Annotated in this window: 13 protein-coding genes and 1 tRNA gene; 6 read left to right on the plus strand and 8 right to left on the minus strand. The window is 58.8% G+C overall.

The genetic code is table 11. The features are described from left to right. Positions 1-383 precede the first annotated feature (383 nt). The 6 genes from NA78x_RS29035 to NA78x_RS29060 all read right to left on the minus strand — a co-directional run bounded on the left by NA78x_RS29035 (position 384) and on the right by NA78x_RS29060 (position 8,449). Positions 384-1,532: a hypothetical protein gene (locus tag NA78x_RS29035; RefSeq protein ID WP_425615876.1), complete on the minus strand. Its 1,149-nt coding sequence runs from the start codon at positions 1,530-1,532 to the stop codon at positions 384-386. A gap of 426 nt (positions 1,533-1,958) precedes the next feature. Beyond that, entirely contained in the window at positions 1,959-3,017 is a 1,059-nt protein-coding gene (locus NA78x_RS29040) for a M42 family metallopeptidase (RefSeq protein ID WP_425615877.1), read from the minus strand. 158 nt (positions 3,018-3,175) lie between these two features. Further along, positions 3,176-4,213 (minus strand): SDR family oxidoreductase, encoded by a 1,038-nt coding sequence (locus tag NA78x_RS29045; RefSeq protein ID WP_425615878.1) that lies wholly within the window; start codon positions 4,211-4,213, stop codon positions 3,176-3,178. A gap of 151 nt (positions 4,214-4,364) precedes the next feature. After that, the gene (locus NA78x_RS29050) at positions 4,365-4,637 is read right to left on the minus strand and encodes a hypothetical protein (protein WP_425615879.1); all 273 of its coding nucleotides are present in this window, start codon (positions 4,635-4,637) and stop codon (positions 4,365-4,367) included. 231 nt (positions 4,638-4,868) lie between these two features. Further along, complete coding sequence (locus NA78x_RS29055; RefSeq protein ID WP_425615880.1) at positions 4,869-6,560, minus strand: hypothetical protein; 1,692 nt, start codon at positions 6,558-6,560, stop codon at positions 4,869-4,871. Then, a complete protein-coding gene (locus NA78x_RS29060; protein WP_425615881.1) occupies positions 6,557-8,449 on the minus strand; it encodes a hypothetical protein in 1,893 nt (630 codons plus the stop codon). The genes NA78x_RS29055 and NA78x_RS29060 overlap by 4 nt, the downstream gene beginning before the upstream one ends. Positions 8,450-8,759: 310 nt before the next feature. Here NA78x_RS29060 and NA78x_RS29065 point away from each other — a divergent pair, with 310 nt between their 5' ends. The 4 genes from NA78x_RS29065 to NA78x_RS29080 all read left to right on the plus strand — a co-directional run bounded on the left by NA78x_RS29065 (position 8,760) and on the right by NA78x_RS29080 (position 12,355). After that, positions 8,760-10,139, plus strand: a complete 1,380-nt coding sequence (locus NA78x_RS29065; RefSeq protein ID WP_425615882.1) for an undecaprenyl-phosphate glucose phosphotransferase — start codon at positions 8,760-8,762, stop codon at positions 10,137-10,139. 75 nt (positions 10,140-10,214) lie between these two features. Beyond that, positions 10,215-10,808, plus strand: coding sequence for a methylated-DNA--[protein]-cysteine S-methyltransferase (locus tag NA78x_RS29070; protein ID WP_425615883.1), 594 nt, complete (start codon positions 10,215-10,217; stop codon positions 10,806-10,808). A gap of 102 nt (positions 10,809-10,910) precedes the next feature. Beyond that, positions 10,911-12,161: a cysteine desulfurase-like protein gene (locus NA78x_RS29075; protein ID WP_425615884.1), complete on the plus strand. Its 1,251-nt coding sequence runs from the start codon at positions 10,911-10,913 to the stop codon at positions 12,159-12,161. 120 nt (positions 12,162-12,281) lie between these two features. Further along, positions 12,282-12,355 (plus strand) — tRNA-Val (locus tag NA78x_RS29080). A gap of 610 nt (positions 12,356-12,965) precedes the next feature. Here NA78x_RS29080 and NA78x_RS29085 read toward each other — a convergent pair. Together NA78x_RS29085 and NA78x_RS29090 are read right to left on the minus strand one after the other, a co-directional pair. Next, a complete protein-coding gene (locus NA78x_RS29085) occupies positions 12,966-13,838 on the minus strand; it encodes a transporter (protein ID WP_425615885.1) in 873 nt (290 codons plus the stop codon). Positions 13,839-13,973: 135 nt separating this feature from the next. Further along, the gene (locus tag NA78x_RS29090; RefSeq protein ID WP_425615886.1) at positions 13,974-14,945 is read right to left on the minus strand and encodes a LysR family transcriptional regulator; all 972 of its coding nucleotides are present in this window, start codon (positions 14,943-14,945) and stop codon (positions 13,974-13,976) included. A 791-nt stretch (positions 14,946-15,736) separates the two neighbouring features. Between NA78x_RS29090 and NA78x_RS29095 the strand changes: the two genes are divergently transcribed. Both NA78x_RS29095 and NA78x_RS29100 read left to right on the plus strand, forming a co-directional pair. Then, entirely contained in the window at positions 15,737-17,266 is a 1,530-nt protein-coding gene (locus NA78x_RS29095; RefSeq protein WP_425619485.1) for an arylsulfatase, read from the plus strand. A 213-nt stretch (positions 17,267-17,479) separates the two neighbouring features. Continuing rightward, complete coding sequence (locus NA78x_RS29100; protein ID WP_425619486.1) at positions 17,480-18,952, plus strand: porin; 1,473 nt, start codon at positions 17,480-17,482, stop codon at positions 18,950-18,952. The last annotated feature ends 80 nt before the right edge of the window (positions 18,953-19,032 follow it).

The raw sequence follows: 19,032 nt of genomic DNA on the forward strand, positions 1-19,032 counted from the left end.
TGAATCGCGACACTGAAACAATGTTGGGCAGCTCTTTTTCAATCTGATGATACGTTGCGGGCCGCGATGCGCGGTCAGGCTGCGCCCTGCTTGCTAGGGCGAGCTTGACGCCACGCAAGGCATTCAAAACGAACGGCCCGTCCAAGAAACCAGCCGGTTGTTGGACAAAAGGAGTGTAGGTGAAAGTTGGCTGTTGCGGCGCAAGTGCCTGAGCCAACAACAGTTCCAGTGAAAATCGAAGGCCGCAGCGTGTCCAATAACCCCTGGGGTTTTTGGACAAACGCACGCCAACGAAAAATCGCCAGTTACCAAGTGAATGGCAACTGGCGATTTGAGGTGTCTGAGATCAGTTCAGCTGAAGTGCCGACCGCGATGCGGCAAGCTTAGCGGTACATGGTGCCGCCGGTGTTGTAGCCGGTGCTCGGTTGCTGATAGCCGGCGTTTTGCACGTTGCTGTCAGTCACGCGTCCGGTGCTGCCTGGGCGATAACCGCCAGCAGTCGATAGCGAGGCAGGGAGTGCGCCACCAGCAGGGCTGCCGGTGGTAGTGCCGGAAACTTCCATGCTGTTGGGCGCTGGAGCGGCAGCCGTTTCATAGGCGACCGGGGCAGCGGGTGCGGCGGCATAAGGGCTGGCCGGAGCAGCTACGTAGCCGTTGTTGGCAGGTGCAGCTGACGAGTCGGGCATTTGCCAGGCAGGCTGTTGGGGAGCCTGGTTGCTGCTCTGCGTGTTGTAGCCACCCTGCATATAGCCTTGGGTGTTGTAGCCGGTCGAAGGTTGAGCAGGTGCTTGATAGCCACCCCAGTTATTGGCGGGCTGACTGGCATCGCCGGCAGGTGGAGCCGTGTTCGCCGGAGCAGGAGTGTTGAAAGCTGCACCGGTGCCGTACGTCGGGGCTTGTTGGTAGCCGGCCGAGGTTGGGTTTTGGTAAGGGCTCGCTTGATAGTTCTGAGCCTGATAGCTCGGAGCAGCAGGAGCGGCGGCGGTATAGGCCTGGCCATAGGCGGCCGGTTGAGCCGCAGTGCTGCCAGCAGGCGCACCGTAAGGAGCGGCGGCATAACCGCCGGTCGGAGCAACCTGGCCTGGTTGGCCTTGGTTGCCATAAGCGGCAGCCGGTTGAGTTGGGTAGCCGTTGGCATTCGGCGTGGCCGGATAGGCGTTGGCAAAGCTGCTGCCTGGAGCCGTCGTGCCACCGTAGCCGCCGGTGCTGACCGGAGGAACAGCAGCCGTCTGATAAGCCGAGGCACCACTATTGGGCCAATTGTTATTGGCCGGAGCAGCCCCGGGAGTCTTGGCCGCGACGCTGCTGGTTGGGCCAGGCGTCGGGATTTGGGTGCTGGGTTTGCTGGTCGAGCTCGAGGCGAGCGACGAAGCAGCAGGTGCTTCGCTCTTGCCCCAGCCCCACGACTTCATGGGGTTCCAAACATAGCTGCTGGCATTGCCCCAGCCGGCCGTCTTGCAGCCCGTGGTCATGAGTGCCGAGCCAACGACGAGGCAAGTAACTAACTTCAGACCGTAACGCGTCCTACGCATGGGAGGAGAATCCTTTCTCAGCCCGTCAGCGGCCCGGTCCGCAACGTGAACCCGGGTTGTATTTAATGGTTGGCTTCAGCGGCCTGTTCATCATCCATGAGAGGCAGGCAGCCGCTATCGTCCGAATAAATTCTTCGGTCCGGCTGACCGTTAAAGTCCAGCCAAACCAGCACGCATGGCGCGTAATGCTCCGATTTTGCGGCGCATTCCGCCCCATCTGGCGGAGCACTAACACCCCGCCTGCTTAGCGGCTGGGGATACTAGAAGGATCATCCAAGGGCGTCAATGTCAGCGGGGGAGATTTTCGTGGTGCTGCCCCACGCAATCATATTGCTGCACCGTAGTCATCTTGCTCCGCAAGATGATGCTGTTCGATTTGCCGACGTTGTGTGCTGTCATCTCGACGGAGCGAGATGAGTACTCGGCCTACGGCGTAAAGTCTTCGTCGCCGGTCAGGCCGACAACGAACGCGGCGAGCAGATCGGCGGTGCGGTCAAGATCTTCGAACGAGACCATTTCGACGGCCGAGTGCATGTACCGATTGGGAATGCTGACGAGGCCCGTCGCGCACCCCGCGCGGTTCAACTGCAGCGCGTTGGCGTCGTTGGGAACGGCCCGGCCGCTAGCAGAAAGTTGGTAGGTAATCAGCTTGTCTTTGGCCGTTTGGATGAGGCGCTCGGTGACATGCGGATTCATGTTCGGGCCGCGGAAAATGACGGGGCCATTGCCGAGGGAGATATCGCCTTGCTGCCGCTTGTCGATCGTGGGGCAATCGGTGGCGTGCGTCACGTCGACGGCGATGCCGATGTGTGGATCAACGCCGAAGGCACTCGTTTGCGCTCCACGCAGGCCGATCTCTTCTGCTACGGTCGAGACCGCATACACGCCCACCTTCAGCGATTGGCTTGAGGCGCGGCGGAGTGCTTCAATCACGGTCCACAAACCGGTCTTGTTGTCCATGGCTGGCGAGTTAGCCAGGTTGTTGCGCATCTCCTGCATGCCCAGTTGCAGCGTGATCGGGTCGCCGATGCGGACGAGTTCTTGCGACTCGGCTTTGCTCTTGGTGCCAATATCGATCCACAGGTCTTCCAGCTTGGTGATCTGTTTGCGTTCTTCGTCGGTGAGCAAGTGAATGGGCTTGCGCGAGATGACACCAGGGATTGGTCCGTTGTCGGTCCAAACGACCATTCGCGAGCCGATCAGTTGCTGTGCATCCCAGCCGCCGATCGTTTGAGCATAGAGGAAACCGTTGTCGTGAAAGTGCGTGACCAGCATGCCGATTTGATCGCAGTGACCGGCAAACATCACGCGCACACTGGCGCCCGGATTCTTGCAAGCGATAACATTGCCGTGCAGGTCAGTTTTTACGTCGTCGGCAAACGAAGCCACGTACTTGCGCACCACGTCTTGAATGGGCCGTTCGTAACCACTGGGGCTGGGCGTGTTGAGCAGCTGCTTGAGGAATTCGTGCGATGAGGCTTCCATGGAGGCTCCGGGGTGGACGACGTCTTTAGTGAGTTCCTATTGTCGCGGCACTGGCCGCAGGATGGCAAGAAGGCAAGTTTCGAGTTCTGGGTTCTGAGTTTTGAGACAAGAGGGGACAAGGCCTCACTGTTCTTGTCCCAGAACTCAAAACTCGAAACTCAGAACTTTCTGCCGGGATTTCGATACAGCACCTCGGCGAGCAGTTCCGGTGAGCCTGGTTCGCCGGGGCGATCGCGGTGCCAATCGGGGTGTGTGGGGACGAACTCGCTGTGATAGGGCCAGCCATCGAAAGGCTGATAGCCGAGCAGGCTCACGAGTTTGCTGCTATTCATGCTCACATCGCCGGCTCGCGGTGGGAGTGGACCCGCTTCGATCCGCAGACAGCCCATCAGGTCGTCGGGGCGATATCCGCCGACGCGATTCACCACCTGGGCGATTTCGTACAAGCTGAGCGATCGAGGTCCACCGGCGTGATAGAGCCCGGTTAGTTCCGGCCGGCGAAGCACGTCGAGCAACAGCGGGCTGAGGCAATCGGTGTAGGTCGGTGTGCGCCGTTCATCGAAATAGAGCGTGGCCGGCTTCTGCTTCTTAAACCGCGATTGAATCCAGTCGATGGCTCCCGCGTGACCATTAAAACTGACTCCCATCGGCAGCGAAATGCGGAGCAATGTCGCGCTGGGTCTTTCGCGGGCGATGAGTTGTTCGGCTTCGACCATGGTCTTGCCATAAATGGTCACGGGATCGACTTCGTCGTCCTCGCGATGATTGCCGCCGCGCGTCCCCGAGAAGACCAGGTCGATCGAAAGATGCAAGAGCCGCACAGACGAGCCTGCGATCGTCTCGAGCAGCACTTCCATGCTTTGCACATTGATCCGGCGGGCCATGACCGGGTCGAGTTCGCAAGACTTGAGCTTGCAGGTTCCTTCGCAGTGCAGCACCGCGGCGAACTGATACTTGTCGAACAACCGGCGCATCGCATCGCGGTCGTCCATGTCGCAGGGAATGATGCCGGGCCCGCTCAGCGGCCAATAATCGGTGCGGCGAATGGCCAGCACCTGCTCGCCGTACTTGGCCCGCAGGAACTGAAAGGCGTTATAGCCAGCCACTCCCGCGAGACCAGTAATAAGCAGCGGCAAGGGCGGATCGGCGGGAAGCATGGGCGAGCAAAGCAGCAAAAGGAAGCGGAACCTCGTCATCGTGTACGAACGAGTCGAGCCCTTTACTATAGTGCACCCGCCCAGTCCTGGAATGCCGCTGTTGTTCCTAACTACCGAGACAAACTGCCCCTTAAGATTCGCGGATTGCCGTTTGACAAAGAATCACGCGTCGAGCAGATTTGACTTTTGACTAGCCCGGCCGATTCAGCGTCAGGGAGTACAGAATCACGACCGCGCCGGTCGAGAGCAAGCTCCAGGGAGCCCACTCGGCCGGCTTCCAATCGCGGCTGGCCATCGGCGTGCTGCTTTGAAACATCGACGTTTGTCCGGGAGGACCAGCGGTTCGCTCACCTGCGAGAACATACGAATCGACGACGAGGCATTCCGCGCCGAAGATGCAGGCATAGATACCCAGTGCCAGAAAGAACGCGCGCCACATGAGCATGACTTTCCAAGGGGCCAAGCGAAGCCATCCTGGCTGGATCATCCGCGTCCGTACTTGGCTTGTATCGGCGGCGGGTATCGCGGCTATTCCGCTTTTTGCAACCGCTCGAAACAATCGCTAAATGCGGTCGAGTCGCAGCATGCTTGTGACTTCACCGCCTCCGAGATTGAAATCGCGGGTCGGCCTTTAGCGCAAAAGCCGTTAAACCCCCGCCGCAGGGGCGGGGGCGAGAAGTGGTCGTCACTCGCTTCACTGCCGCGCGCCGCCATTCACGGCAGCAGAGACTTGCCGAATCTCGCGACCTTGCAGGTCGATCTCGACAATCTGCTCGGCAGTAGTGATGAGCGTGCGACCACCGGGCAGGCGAAACGCATCGCTGGGGCGGGCGATCTTGTGTTCCCAGGTCACCCGGCTCTGCTCGTCGATTTCGATCACGCGCCCTTGGCCATAGTTGGCCAAGAGCAGCTTGCCGGAAGGCAGCACCTGCAAGCTGTTGATGCGACCTTCGACCGACCACTGCCGCACACTGGTGCCGTTCGGGGCTACTTCACGAATCAGGTTTGGGCAGGCGAAGATGGTGTTGCCGTTGTGCAGTCGCTCGGCATCAAAGCATTGATCGGGCGTTTCGTGCTCCCAGACAATGTTGCCGCTGAAGTCGGCTTCGACAACTCGATTGCCGCCAAAATCGGCCACCAACACGCGTCCGCCCGGCAAGGGCTTCGCCCGAATCGCATTCACGCCCGTCAGTTGCCAGACCACATTGCCGTGGCTATCGAACTCGCACACGCGGCTCTCCCAGTGAGACGCCACGAGCACGTTTCCACCGGGCAACTTCTCGGCGCTCCAGGCTTGCATGTTCAGCTGCCACAGAACATTCCCGGCGGCATCCAGCTCGCAGATCTTTCCCATGCCACCCGTCGCAATGAGCGTATGGCCATTCAGATTGCCCCGCGCTTGCACCGCCAGTCGTTGTGGCGGCTGCAGCACCACCTGCGATCCAGTTACCGCGAGCCAATCGCGCCAGCGAGTCATCGTTGCTTGTCGTTCTGCGGCGATGGCATAAGGAGAGTAGTCGAACTCCTGTCCTGTCAGGCCACACAACCAGGAAGCTGCTTCACGGCGGACATCAATCTGTGGCGAATCGAGCAAACGGACCAGCGTGGCAAGCGCACGATGATCGCCATGCGAGGCGACACCTTGAGCAGTGAGGAGCGAAACCTGGTCATCGGGATCAGTAAGCAGTTGCGCGGTGAGTGCGCGATCAGCGGCTTCGACACTGCGGCTCAGAACGACGGCTGCCGCGAGTCGCGACGAGAGCCGGTCGCTCTTGACCGCATCGCGAAACTTGGGCAGTTGAATAGTCGTGACATGACGCTGTAGCAGATTCGAATATTCGTCGCGCAGATCGGCCCGTTCCATGACAACTGCCGCGGTGAGCCAATCTTCGTCTTGCAAGGCAGTTGGCTCGCGGGCGATCAGTTGCAGCGCTGCTCGATAGACTTGTGTCGATTCGGACTCATGGCGATCGAGCACTTGTCGCAGCCGCCAGCGCCGCTCGGGATTGGCGGTGGCACTCAGCTTGGTCCAGGCTTCGCGCGGAAGGGCGGGCAGTTGAATCAGTCGTTGCGTGGCGGTTTCGCGAGTGGCGTAATCATCGGCATCGAGTTCGCCCAGCCAGCGATCGCGGTCCGCAGGACTGCTACTCGAAAAGCGTCGCAGCAACTCGACAGCGCCGGCCGCATTGGCCGGGACATTTCGCTCGGCAATCACGGCAGCCGGGTTCCACTGCGGCAGCTTGGGTGTTTCGTTGGCGCCGGCAATGACACCGATTGGTTCCACGAGTCTCGCGCGTAGCTGTGCCAACGCTGGCGACGAAGTCAGCAGCAAGCAAGCAGCCGCAGCAACAACACTGCGGGCGAAAGAGTAGGCAGACTGTTTCACGATTCGTTCCTCTCCGCTGTCTCCGTCTCAGTTGCGGGCGAGGGAGTAGGTGGAGCAACTTCCGGCGTTGGAGAGGCGGACGCTGGAATTTCGTCAGGTTCAAAGAAGCCGTTTTGATTCTTATCGAGCGCGGCGAACTTCTGGGCCGAGCCCAAAAACTCTTTGCTGCTGATAACGCCGTCGCGGCTGGTATCCATCGCTGCAAACCACGGCGGCAAGTTGCCCACCGGCGCACGCACTTCGGCCGGACCAACCGCGAACAATTGCTCGGCGTTCTCAATACTGCCGCGGGCAAAGGCCAGTGCGATCTCGGTGGGAAGTTCATCGACCGTGATGAAGCGGTCAGCATTCGCGTCGAGTGATTTCAGCCTCTTCGCGGCTCCTTCGAGTTCGCGAGGATCGAGCCGCTCATCGGCATTGGCATCGAGGGCCAGAAACAGCGAGTCTTCCTGATCCTGCGCTCGCGCGTGTACCTGTACGCGCTGAGCACCTTGCCGCTGGCGGAAAAACGCAGCAATCTCGGCCAGCTGCGCTTTGCCATCGGCATCGGCATCGATGGCTTCGAAACGGCCGAACTGGGCTTGTACCTGCTCGTTGATTTCGCTGGCTTCGAGATAGCCGTTGGCATCGGCGTCGTACATGGTCAGCCCTTGCTGGGCCTGGGTGTCGAAATCGATGGCGGCAATCGTGTCATTACGAACAAACTTGAGCGACACACCCGGCCAGCGCAGAATCAGCCGGCCGGGCATGGTGATCACTTCGGGCGAGATCGCAGCAACATCGATAGGCTGCTTCGTAAGGCTAGATTCCACCAATTGAATCGTCACCGGAGGTATGGTTGGAGCCTCACCCTCTTCCGTCTTCTTCGCCGCACCGAAATCGATGCGCATCCGCAGATGAGCGGGAAAGGTGTTGAGCGCGGGGAACTCCTTTTTGCTGAGTTTGCCGTCTTTGTCGGCATCCAGATGGGCAAACACTTCTTGCCGCTGAAGAAAGTCTTCCGCATCCAAGGTTCGGCCGTACTGCTCTTCGAGCGCTGCCCGGACGGAGTCCCAATTCGCATGTTCGCCAAGCATGCGAGCAAAGTCTCCTCGCGCGCCAAGATTGCGATTCGCTCGCATCTCTTCCACGTCAACGCTCTTGCGCAGTTCGCCTACTACCAGCGACTCATCATCATCGCCGTCGTTCAATCTTAGTCGCGTCGCAGCAGCTTCCATTTCGGTGCTAGAGAGTTGACCGTCATCGTCGGCATCGAGAATCTCCCACGTAGGACTGCCACGGCGATTTCGCAAATGAAACTTCTCAATGCTGCGTACGGAAAACGCTCGCGCGCCACCGGCATTGCGAGTAAGAAACCGCGGAAGCTCGCTCAAGTCGACTTTGCCGTCGCCATTCAGGTCGTACTGCTTGATGATCTGCTTCGGTGCGTTCTCGCGATCGATGGGCAAATTGCCAAACTGCCCAAACTTGAACTTGGGACTGGTCGTCACTTCTTTCCAAGTCGCAGTGCCGTCACCATCGGTATCGGCCAACTTTTGCACTTCATGCAGCAGCTTCTCGAACTCCTCCGCCTGAGGCTGGCCATCAACCCACAACTCGAAGTCGATTACCAGCGGACCATTCGGCGCCAGCAACAACAGACGTTCTGTGGGGACGGGCTTAACGACGGGAGCTTCGACTACCGCGGGCACTTCCGCTGGCGTCTTCGTTTCCGGTTCTTCGACCGGCAGTTTCGCGGGCTCTATCGCGGGAGCGGGTTGTGGTGCCACGACGACTGGCGGCGCGATCTTCGGCGGAGGAGCCGGCGGAGTACTACGAAAACATCCGCAGAACAAAGAAACGCTCAAACAGGCAATGAGCAACAGCGATCGCAGGTCTCGAGAGAGCATGTTCGCAGTTCCACTCCGCTGGATGAGGGCGAGGATCGTTGCACCGTCGTGCACGTACCGGCCTGACTATTCTACGCCTCGCGGAAGGACCAATCACCTGTTTTTGCAAAGAGAGCTTGGGATGCTGCAAGCGGCACAATCGTTACGATTGCGCGCGGATGCTACAGACTTCCCGCGGTGGCATCATTGCGTCATTCCCCAGTGATCTATAGTTGCCGGGCGAGGTGTTCGCCCGTTTGCCCCCTATTTTGCTCGCGAGTGGCTTGTCATGGGTTTACCTGCAAGGCGAATCCGCCAACAGATTCCGATCATGGGGTCGCTGTTTCGATTGGTCGACGCGGCCGCCATCATCGCTGGCTTGATCTTTGCCTCGCGCCTGTTTGGTCGCCTGCCCGAGCACGACGTCGTGGCGGGCAGCATCGCCATCGTCGGCCATTTGCTCATCGCTGAGTTCACTGGCCTCTATCGCAGCTGGCGAGGTGTTTCGAGCGAGCGCGAAGTCTTCTGCACACTCTTCACCTGGGCCCTGTCGCTGGCGCTGCTGGCCACGATCAGCTTAACAACGCTCGGTGTTTCGTCGGCCGATTGGCATGGCCAGGCCCGTTTGCTGTTGTTGGTTTGGGCCGGCTCAACCGCCGCGCTGATGATCGTCGCCCACTCGCTGCTGCGAACCATGAAGCGCGCCTTCTGGCTGCGCGGCATGAATCATCGGCCCGTGGCCATCGTCGGCGTAACCGAACTCGGCTTTCAACTGGCTCGCAACCTCGAAGCACAACCTGAACTCGGCTTGAAGCTCGTTGGTTACTACGACGACCGGCCGGCCGATCGCAATCCAGAACTTCCCGCCGGCCTCAAGCGGCAGATCGGTCGCATCGAAGACCTAATCGGCGACGCCAAGGCTGGCTTCATTGAAACGATTTACATCACCTTCCCGATGCGGGCCGAAGATCGCATCCGTGGCGTGTTGAGCAAACTGAGCGACACGACGGCCTCGGTGTACATCGTTCCCGACTTCTTCGTCTTCCAGATGCTGCACTCGCGCTGGACCGATATCGGCGGTTTGCCTGCGGTGAGCGTGTTTGAGAATCCGTTCTACGGTGTCGATGGCATCGTCAAACGCATCTTCGACTTCGTCGCTGGCTCGCTCATCCTGCTGGCCGCAGCGATCCCGATGCTGGTCACGGCGATTGCCATCAAACTCACCTCGCGCGGGCCGATCTTCTTCCGCCAACGCCGCTACGGCCTCGATGGCAACGAGATTCAGGTATGGAAGTTCCGCTCTATGCGAGTCTGCGAGAACGGTGCGAAAGTAACGCAAGCTACCAAGGACGATCCGCGACTCACGCCCATCGGCGGCTTTCTGCGCAAGAGCTCGCTCGACGAACTGCCACAACTCTTCAACGTCGTAGGTGGCAGCATGAGTCTCGTTGGTCCGCGGCCTCATGCCACGGCTCACAACGAGCAATATCGCCAGATGATCGAAGGCTACATGCTGCGGCACAAGATCAAGCCCGGCATCACCGGCCTCGCCCAAGTGCGTGGCTGGCGCGGCGAAACCGACACGCTCGAAAAGATGCAAAAGCGTGTCGAGTGCGACCACGAGTACATTCGCGAATGGTCTCTCGGGCTCGATATCAAGATATTGCTCCAAACGGTGCTCGTCGTGCTGAAACGCAAGAACGCCTATTAGCGAACTGGGAGCACGACCTTCCTCCGCCATGCAACCTCGCTAAACTGAAGACAACTCCTTCAGTCCGAGGTTCCCATGACGCTGCTTAAGTCTCGCCCCGCGAAATCGCCAAAGAAAAAGCCGGCCTCCAAACAGCCAGCGATTTCGCCTCCCGAGCAATCGGTTGTCTTCTCCAGCGAGTTTGGCTGGATTCTTCTCGGCTGGCAGCAAAGCGAAGTCACGCTTGTTTCGTTTGGCAATACATCTCCCGCCGAAGCAGCCCGGCGTGGTAGTGCGGAACCCATCGACGCCGACGAAGCACCCGCTTGGATCAAGAAACTGATCACGCGCCTGCAGCGCTATTCGCAAGGGAAGAACGTCGACTTGTCCGACGTGCCGTTGCACTATGCCTCGCAGACGGCGTTTCAAAAGAAGGTGCAGGAAGCCTGCCGCAAAATTCCCCGCGGCCACGTGTGCAGTTACGGCGAGTTGGCCGCAGCCGTCGGTTCGCCTGGCGCGGCTCGCGCGGTGGGAAGTGTGATGCGAACCAACCGCTTTCCGCTCATCATCCCTTGTCATCGCGTCGTTGCTTCCGGCGGCAATCTCGGCGGCTTCTCGTGCCCAAATGGAATTGAAGTGAAGCAGAAGCTCCTCGCCTTCGAGGGAGTGGTGCTGGGGAAGTCGCGATAGAGCGAGGACACGCTGCCGGGCAGAAGAGAGAAGCGTGCTCGTCATCCAAACGCTAGAATGGGCTCTCCTCCATAACCTCACGGCTGACGTCGAGCCCCTACCATGAAATTCACTCCCGAAGTTCTCGAACATTGCCGGCGACAGTTCCCCGCCCTTTCGCGCCGTGTGGGCGACCAGCCCGCGGTCTTTCTCGATGGTCCCGCCGGCACGCAAGTTCCCCAGCGCGTGATCGATGCCATTGGCAACTACCTGGCTCACAATAACGCCAATCATGGCGGCCTGTTTGCCACTGCTCGCGATAGCGACCGCCTGCTCGACGAAGTTCACCGGGCCGCTGCCGACTTTCTCGGAGCCGACGATCCCGAGACGATCTACTTCGGCCAGAACATGACGTCCCTTACGTTCGCCCTCTCGCGAGCACTGGCCAAGACCTGGAAAGCTGGCGACGAAATCATCGTCACGCGTCTTGATCATGATGCGAACGTCACTCCCTGGGTTCTCGCAGCACAAGATGCCGATGCGACAATCCGCTACATCAACTTCAAGCGGACCGACTGCACGCTCGATCTCGATGAGTTTCGCGACACCATCAATACCCGCACTAAGCTCGTTGCGGTCGGCTGTGCGAGCAACGCCACCGGCGGCGTGAACCCGGTTCGGGATATCGCCTCGTGGGCTCATCAAGCCGGTGCCCTCGTCTTTCTCGATGCGGTTCATTACGCGCCGCATCGGCTCATCGACGTTCAGGCGCTCGGCTGCGACTTTCTCGCCTGTTCTGCCTACAAATTTTTCGGTCCTCACACGGGCATCGTCTGGGGCAAACGCGAATTGCTCGAGAAACTGCCGGCCTACAAAGTTCGTCCGGCGCCCAACACACTGCCTGGCAAGTGGATGACCGGCACGCAAAGCCACGAGTCTCTCGCTGGTGTACTCGCCTGTGTTGACTACCTGGCCGATCTTGGCCACATGGTGGCCGGCAGCGATTCGCTCGACCGCCGCGCTGCCCTGCGCGAGGCCTACCACGCCATCGAGCAATACGAACGCTGGCTCCTCGAACGACTGCTGTACGGTCTTTCGCAGATCGGCGAAATCAAAGTCTGGGGGCTCACTGGCTCGGCCCAGACCGATCAACGCGTCGCGACGGTTTCGCTCACCCACGATCGCTACTCCTCCGCTGAACTGGCCGAACGGCTCGGCCGGCAAGGCATTTTCACCTGGCATGGCAACTACTACGCCTTGCAACTGAGCGAAACGCTCGGCCACGAACCGACCGGTATGCTCCGCGTTGGTCTGGTCCATTACAACACCATCGCCGAAGTCGATCGCCTGCTGCGAGCCCTCGAAGAGGTTTAATCCGCACGATCGGCTCCTTCACCCTTTCCTGTCGTCGCTTTTCCGTCGGCTCGCTGACACTTTTGCCACGCCCCCCGTTGCACATTTTGCCTGGGGGGACTAACTTAAAATCGATCTTTCGGGCTGTTAGCTCAGTTGGTTAGAGCGCTACGTTGACATCGTAGAGGTCGTTGGTTCGAGTCCAATACAGCCCACTCCAAAAAGCCTGGTCACTACCTTGATGGTGACCAGGCTTTTTTCGTTGACCCACGCGATTGTGCTGGTGATCTGCCGCAAGCGTGACCAAGCCGATTCATCACTGCCTGCCACTCTCCCGCTGGCATATTGAGGTGTCTGGGGTCCCTTTGATAACCACTTTTGATAACTTTTTGGGACCTTTTTTCACTGATAACTTTTTGTCGCAACTCTCTTTCAGCAATTCACTTCCGTCGCCAATCGGCAGCTATTTGGGCGACTTCGTGATAACCATTTGATAACCATCTTCAGCTCGCCCTTTTCGGCACTCGCCCCCGCCCCTGCGGCGGGGGTTCATTGGCTTTTGCCTAGCTCACCGGGAACCAGCCAACGACGCGTCAACCATCACAAGCTCGACCTGCGGATACGCGCGCCGTTCGCTTTCCCTTACCTGTTGGGAATACGCTTACATCAAAGCGCAGCTAACGCTCATCCTCAGGGCGACACCAAGACCGCCGAGCACTAAATCAACAACTGATAGTGATTTGTCTAAGACATTTTCTTCAGTCATCGATTCATTGTCAAGTAGATTTTGCTTCGTACCGACCCGCACGAACCGCTTGGCAGCAACTAATACCGATACCCAAAGCCCACGTTCGCAAAGAAGTTCGCTGCCTGGTCGTTCAGTCCCCAGCCCACGCGAGCGCCGATTTCGAAGTCTTGGTTGATCAGGTAGTGCGCGCCAGGGCTGAAGTAGTGCTGCACGGTTTCGGTGTCACGGCCGCTGGAGAAGACGCCAAAGTACTCGGCGTGAGCTTTCCAGCGCTCGCCGAGCGGAATCTTCAGCACGGTCGAAGGCGACCACACACCGAACTTGTCGTCTTCCTGTCCGGCCGTCGAATAGCGAATGGCAGAATCCCACGCCCAGCGATTCTCCAGTACATAGCCCACGACGTAAGTGGCCGACATCTCGGTGTGAGTCGCTTCCCCGCTGGTCGGCGTGAAGCCTTGCACGATGACGACGCTGCTGGGCTTCCAACCATCTTGCGTGGTGAGTAACGCCTTGAAGCCATAGATCAGCCGGCTCTCTTCCTCGATGCCCGCTTCTTCTTCAAAATCTCCCGGCACGTTGCCGGAGATGGGACTGCTCGCGCCGCCAATTTCATAGTTCCAGCCCAGACGGAACTCGAGCCAATCGTTCACACCATACCGCAGCAGCAGTTCGGGAAAGCTGTGCGTCTCGGCGACATTGTCGTTATCGATAAACGAATAGGCCGACTCGACAATCAGCCTGCCCCAGGGAGTGGTCGTCACGGCCGGGGTGAACGAATCGCGGTCGGTTTCGATCTCGTCTTCTTCCTCTTCCTCTTCGGGCTCCTCGGGCATTTCGCCTTCGGCTTCCAGTCGAATCGGCTCCGAGTAGGGCAGTTGCTGCGCAGCCAGCGGCGCGCAGATTCCTAGCGACAAGAGAGCAAAAAGGTACGTGTGCAGCGATCCATGCATGCGAAAGACTCCGGGGCTGGCAGTCGTTGCCCACCCACCCAGATTTATCGGCTAGGAATCTGTAGCCTCCACGGGCGAGAAGCGGAAAAAGTAACTGAACTTTGGCAACAGCCAAGTAAGGTTTGCCCAGCCGGATTAATCGCTACCTGCCTGTTGCCAGGCTACGTGTTTGAGGGTCAATTCGAGATCGCGGCGCGTCATCCTCTCGGCCAATTCGTGCAAGCACTGGGCCAGGCTGGTGCCCACCGCAGATAGAGGTCGGTTCCGCGCGCGGATAATGCCAAACTCGGTTCCCAGCCAATTCGTATCGTAGGCGAGCAAGACCAGCGTGCCATTTTCTAAGCGGTCTTCGATGGTCGGCAGCACAAACATGCCGATGGCTTCGGAGTGGGCAATGATCTGCTGCATCACCGAGACCTGCTCGCACAGAATGGCCGGGAACGGAATCGCTTTGCTTCCTGGAACCGTCGCCCGTTGTTGCTGCAGCGGCGACAACACTCGGGGCGGCACGCGCGACGTGCTGACGATGGGATAGCTGAAGATTTGTTCCGCCGTGGGAGCGGCCAATTGCAGCAGCGGATGTCCCGCTCGCACCACAAAGTAACCTTTCAACGGCGGCAAGGGTTCCACGTGCAGTTCGGGGTCGTCACCGATCTGGCTGATTTCTGCGACACACAAATCGGCCTCGCGCGAGCGCACCATCTTCACAGCATCCACCCAGTTCGCCACATTCAGGCGCAGCTGAATTCCGGGATGCAACGCGATCAAGTTCGCGAACGCTTTCCCGACGATGGCTTCTGCCGGATACGGCCCAGCGGCGACCGTGAAGGAAGTGCTCTGATTCTCTTGCACCTGCCCCATTTCTTTGAGCATGACACCATTCCGCGCGACGATCTCGCGGGCATGCTGCAAAAAGATCTGGCCAGCATCGGTCGGTTCGACACGGCGATGCCCCCGATCAAACAATTGAATCTCCAGTTGTGATTCGAGCGACTGAATGCTGCGTGAGAGCGCCGGCTGGCTGAGCCCCAGCGACTGCGCCGCGAGCGCAAAACTGCCGTGTTCAGCCACGGCGATCGCATGTTCCAGCAGACGACTTTCAATCATCGGGGCAGGCTTCCCTTTATCGTTGTCGATCTCGTCTTCTTTATCAGGTTCTACCAGCCCCGAAATGTCCAAAAACCCCGGGGGTTTTTGGACAGGCACTCACTTTTGGATTATGTCGGAAGTTGATCCACCTGTAACACTTGCGACTCGATGACAACTTTTGCAACTTACTCTTTTTGTCTAATAACCAGGCTAGTTCTTGGATGAGTCCAAGAACCATTGGTGCCCCGTAGCTCACGAGCACCACGGCGTCTCAACCACCAAATAGTGACGGAACGTCGCGACATTAGCTCACAGTGATGAGCTGTTGTCAATGACATAATTCGGTATTTTTTAACAATCAGAAACGACACTGCGATTGTCCGATCACTGCACTGGTGGCATGTATCGAATGCATGGCTCAATTGCATTTGAGGTATTTGACTTTGCGTTTTTTGTAAATTACCGTCAGGGCGCATTGATCTCTTCTATCGGAGTTCTCCGGCCTGTTCTCTGCACTTGCTGCCGGGTTTGGGCAATTGTCTTGCCAGTAGCAACTTCCAACTCTCCCCTGAGCCAGAGATAGCTACTCTCCCCTGAGCCAGAGATAGCTACTGTTTCGTCACAGCGAGAACGGCAGAAGCAAGCTAGAGTTTCGTTGGCAATTCATCAAGCATTCACGGTTTCCTGCTGCACGCAGCGGGATAGTTGATCGTTGGCAGTCAATTCTCTTCACACCTGGGGCGACACTCATGAATCGACGATTTTCCAACCTGTTGCTGGCGGCGTTACTCGCCACCGGCCTGCTGACCATGCTCAGCAACCATGCGTCCGCGCAACAAAAGAAGCCGAACATCCTCTGCATCTGGGGCGATGATATCGGCACCTGGAACATCAGCCACAATAACCGCGGCATGATGGGTTATAAGACTCCCAATATCGATCGGATTGCCCGCGAAGGCGTTGCCTTCACCGATTACTACGCCCAGCAAAGCTGCACGGCCGGTCGCGCCGCCTTTATTAGCGGCAGCGTGCCTGTCCGTTCCGGCATGACCAAAGTTGGTATGCCCGGCGCGAAAGAAGGCTGGCAAAAGACCGACGTGACCATGGCCACCGTACTGAAGAGCCAAGGCTACTCGACCGGTCAGTTCGGCAAGAATCACCAAGGGGACCGGGACGAACACCTGCCGACGATGCACGGCTTCGATGAATTCGTCGGCAGCTTGTACCATCTCAATGCCGAAGAAGAGCCCGAAAACCGGGACTATCCCCGGGACATGAAATTGCCCAACGGCAAAACCTTCCTGGAGCAATTTGGCCCCCGTGGCGTGCTGAAGTGCAAGGCTGGTCCGAATGGCACCCAAACGATCGAAAACCTGGGACCGCTGACAAAGAAGCGGATGGAAACTATCGACGATGAATCGATGGCTGCCGCGAAGGATTTCATCACCCGCCAGGTCAAAGCCGGCACTCCCTTCTTTTGTTGGTGGAATGGCACGCGGATGCACTTCCGCACACACGTCAAACCAGAGCACATTGGAATTTCCGGTCAGGATGAATACGGCGATGGCATGGTCGAGCACGACATGCACGTCGGCGAACTGCTCAAGCTGATCGACGACCTGGGTGTGGCCGACAACACCATCGTGCAATACTCGACCGACAACGGCCCGCACTACAACACCTGGCCCGATGCCGGTACGACTCCCTTCCGCAGCGAAAAGAACTCGAACTGGGAAGGTGCCTTCCGCGTTCCGTGCTTCATCAAATGGCCGAACAAGTTCCCGGCCGGCACGACGCTCAATGGCATCGTCTCGCACGAAGATTGGCTGCCGACCTTCGCCGCTGCCGCCGGCGCTCCAGACATCAAGGAGAAACTGCTCAAGGGTGGCGTGGCCCTCAATGGCCGCACCTACAAGAACCACATCGACGGCCACAACCTGCTCGACTACCTCGGCGGCAAGGCGAAGGACTCGCCCCGGAAGTCGTTCATCTACGTAGGTGATGACGGCGCCGTGATGTCCATTCGCGTTGGTGACTGGAAGGCCACCTACCTGGAAAACCGTGCCGAGCAACTGCAAGTTTGGCGTGAACCGCTCGTTCACTTGCGGATGCCGCTGCTCTTCAACCTCCGCCGCGATCCGTTCGAAAAGTCGCAGCACAACTCCAACACCTATCACGATTGGATGATTGATCGCGCGTTTATCTTGGTGCCGCTGCAGGCGGTCGCTAGCGATTTCCTGCTGACCATGAAGGAGTTTCCGCCCAGCCAGAAGCCGGGCGATTGGAGCCTCGATTCACTCGAGAAGCAGATCAAGGGCATGGGCCCGCAAGGCAAGTAGCTGCCAATGCTAGTGAGTTCATTGGATGGTCGGGGCGCGTCGTCAGATGCGCCCCGACTCGTTTCTTGCCGTACCGGCAAAGTACTCGCCCGCAAATTCACTGCAACCCATACTTTCGATTCAGCCTGCCCAGACTACACAACCGATACTCTTCGGGGGATTGCTGCGCTAGCGATCCATACCTTTCAAGCCGCGAAAGGAATCGCGCGGGTGATGTTATCGTGCTGGCGAATGCTGACGAGAGCGCTGCTTGCACTGGGGTGCGGGCTGGTCGCTGCTGCTAGCAGCTGGGCACAAGAGGCCGATAACCTTGTTTTGCAGCGGCTTGACCGGTTGGAGCAAGAGAATCGCGAACTGCGGCAGGCCTATGAGTCACTTGCAAACGCCTCGCGAATTGAGCCTGAGCCAGCGCCCACACCAGCCAATGTTCCTGCTGACGGGAACTGCGTTCCTGCTGACGGGAACTGCGTTCCTGCTGACGGGAACTGCCTGCCAGCGGATTCCACCGCCGAGTGCGACGATTGGTGCCAGTTGTTCTTTGACGAGCGGGTCGGGCCGCCGGGGGCGAAGATCACGGGCTTTGTGCAGTTCGACTCGGGCTGGGTCAGTCAGGACGCGGCGAATCGAGCGGCCGTTGGTGACATCAGCGATACCACGGGCATTCGGCGCCTGCGGTTGCGAGCGCATGGCAATGTGCTGCCCGATGTTTCGTATCTGGTCGATCTCGATTTCGCCGCCAGCGGCCATCCGAGCTTTCGCGATGTGAAGTTCACCGTCCACGAACAGCCGTTGCTGCAGAACGTGCAGATTGGCTACTTCATTCAGCCTTTTGGCTTTGATGCCTCGACCAGCGGTCGTGAGTTGCTCTTGCTCGAACGGCAATTGCCGTTTGCTTTCGCGCCGTTTCGGCAATCGGGCGTCGGCGCGTATGGCACGACAGCCGATGAGATGCTGCAGTGGTCGTTGTCGGGCTATCGCTATCCGACGAACACGTTTGGCGTCAGCCAGGGCGAGAGTGGTGGCTGGGGCTACGCGAATCGCGTGACGATGCTCCCCTATGTCAACGAAGAACATTGCTGCCTGGTGCATGTCGGCGGCAGCTATAGCTACGCCAATCCGGGCGATGGTACGGTCGATTTTTCGATCGAGCCCGGCTTCTTTGTGACCGATCCGATGAACAAGGCGGCGGACAACTCGGTGCCGGTCTTTGTCAACACCGGCGATATCCCCGCGAGTGGCTTGAACCTCGCCGGCCTCGAAGCGGCAATCCAAATTCGCTCGTTCAACATTCAAGGTGAAATGGTCGGCGCGTTCGTCGATCAAATCGGCGGGCCGAATCTCGCTTTCTCGGCGGCGTCGGCCAAGATTGCTTACGTGCTGACGGGCGAGTCGCATCCTTACGATCGTCAGCAGGGAATCTTCCGCCGCGTGATCCCCAACGAAGATGCCCAGTTCTTGAGCTTGCAAGGTGGTGCGTGGGAAGCGGTCGCTGCCTGGTCGTATATCGATCTGGACGACCAGAATATTCAAGGTGGCCAGCTGCAGACCATCACCTTCGGCCTGAATCGCTATCTGAACGACTACGTCAAAGTGCAACTCAATGTCATTCGCGCACTGCTGGACGACCCGGTCGATGGCAACGGCGCCGCCACCTTTGTCGCCCTTCGCGCTCAAGCTGAGTTCTAAGCGGAGTGGAATTCTGCTGGGTGCCTATCGCCTTACGTAGCTCGCCAGCAAACGGTTAAGCTGCTAACCGAGCGACTTCG

The organism is Anatilimnocola aquadivae (assembly GCF_049819085.1).
Lineage (GTDB): Bacteria > Planctomycetota > Planctomycetia > Pirellulales > Pirellulaceae > Anatilimnocola.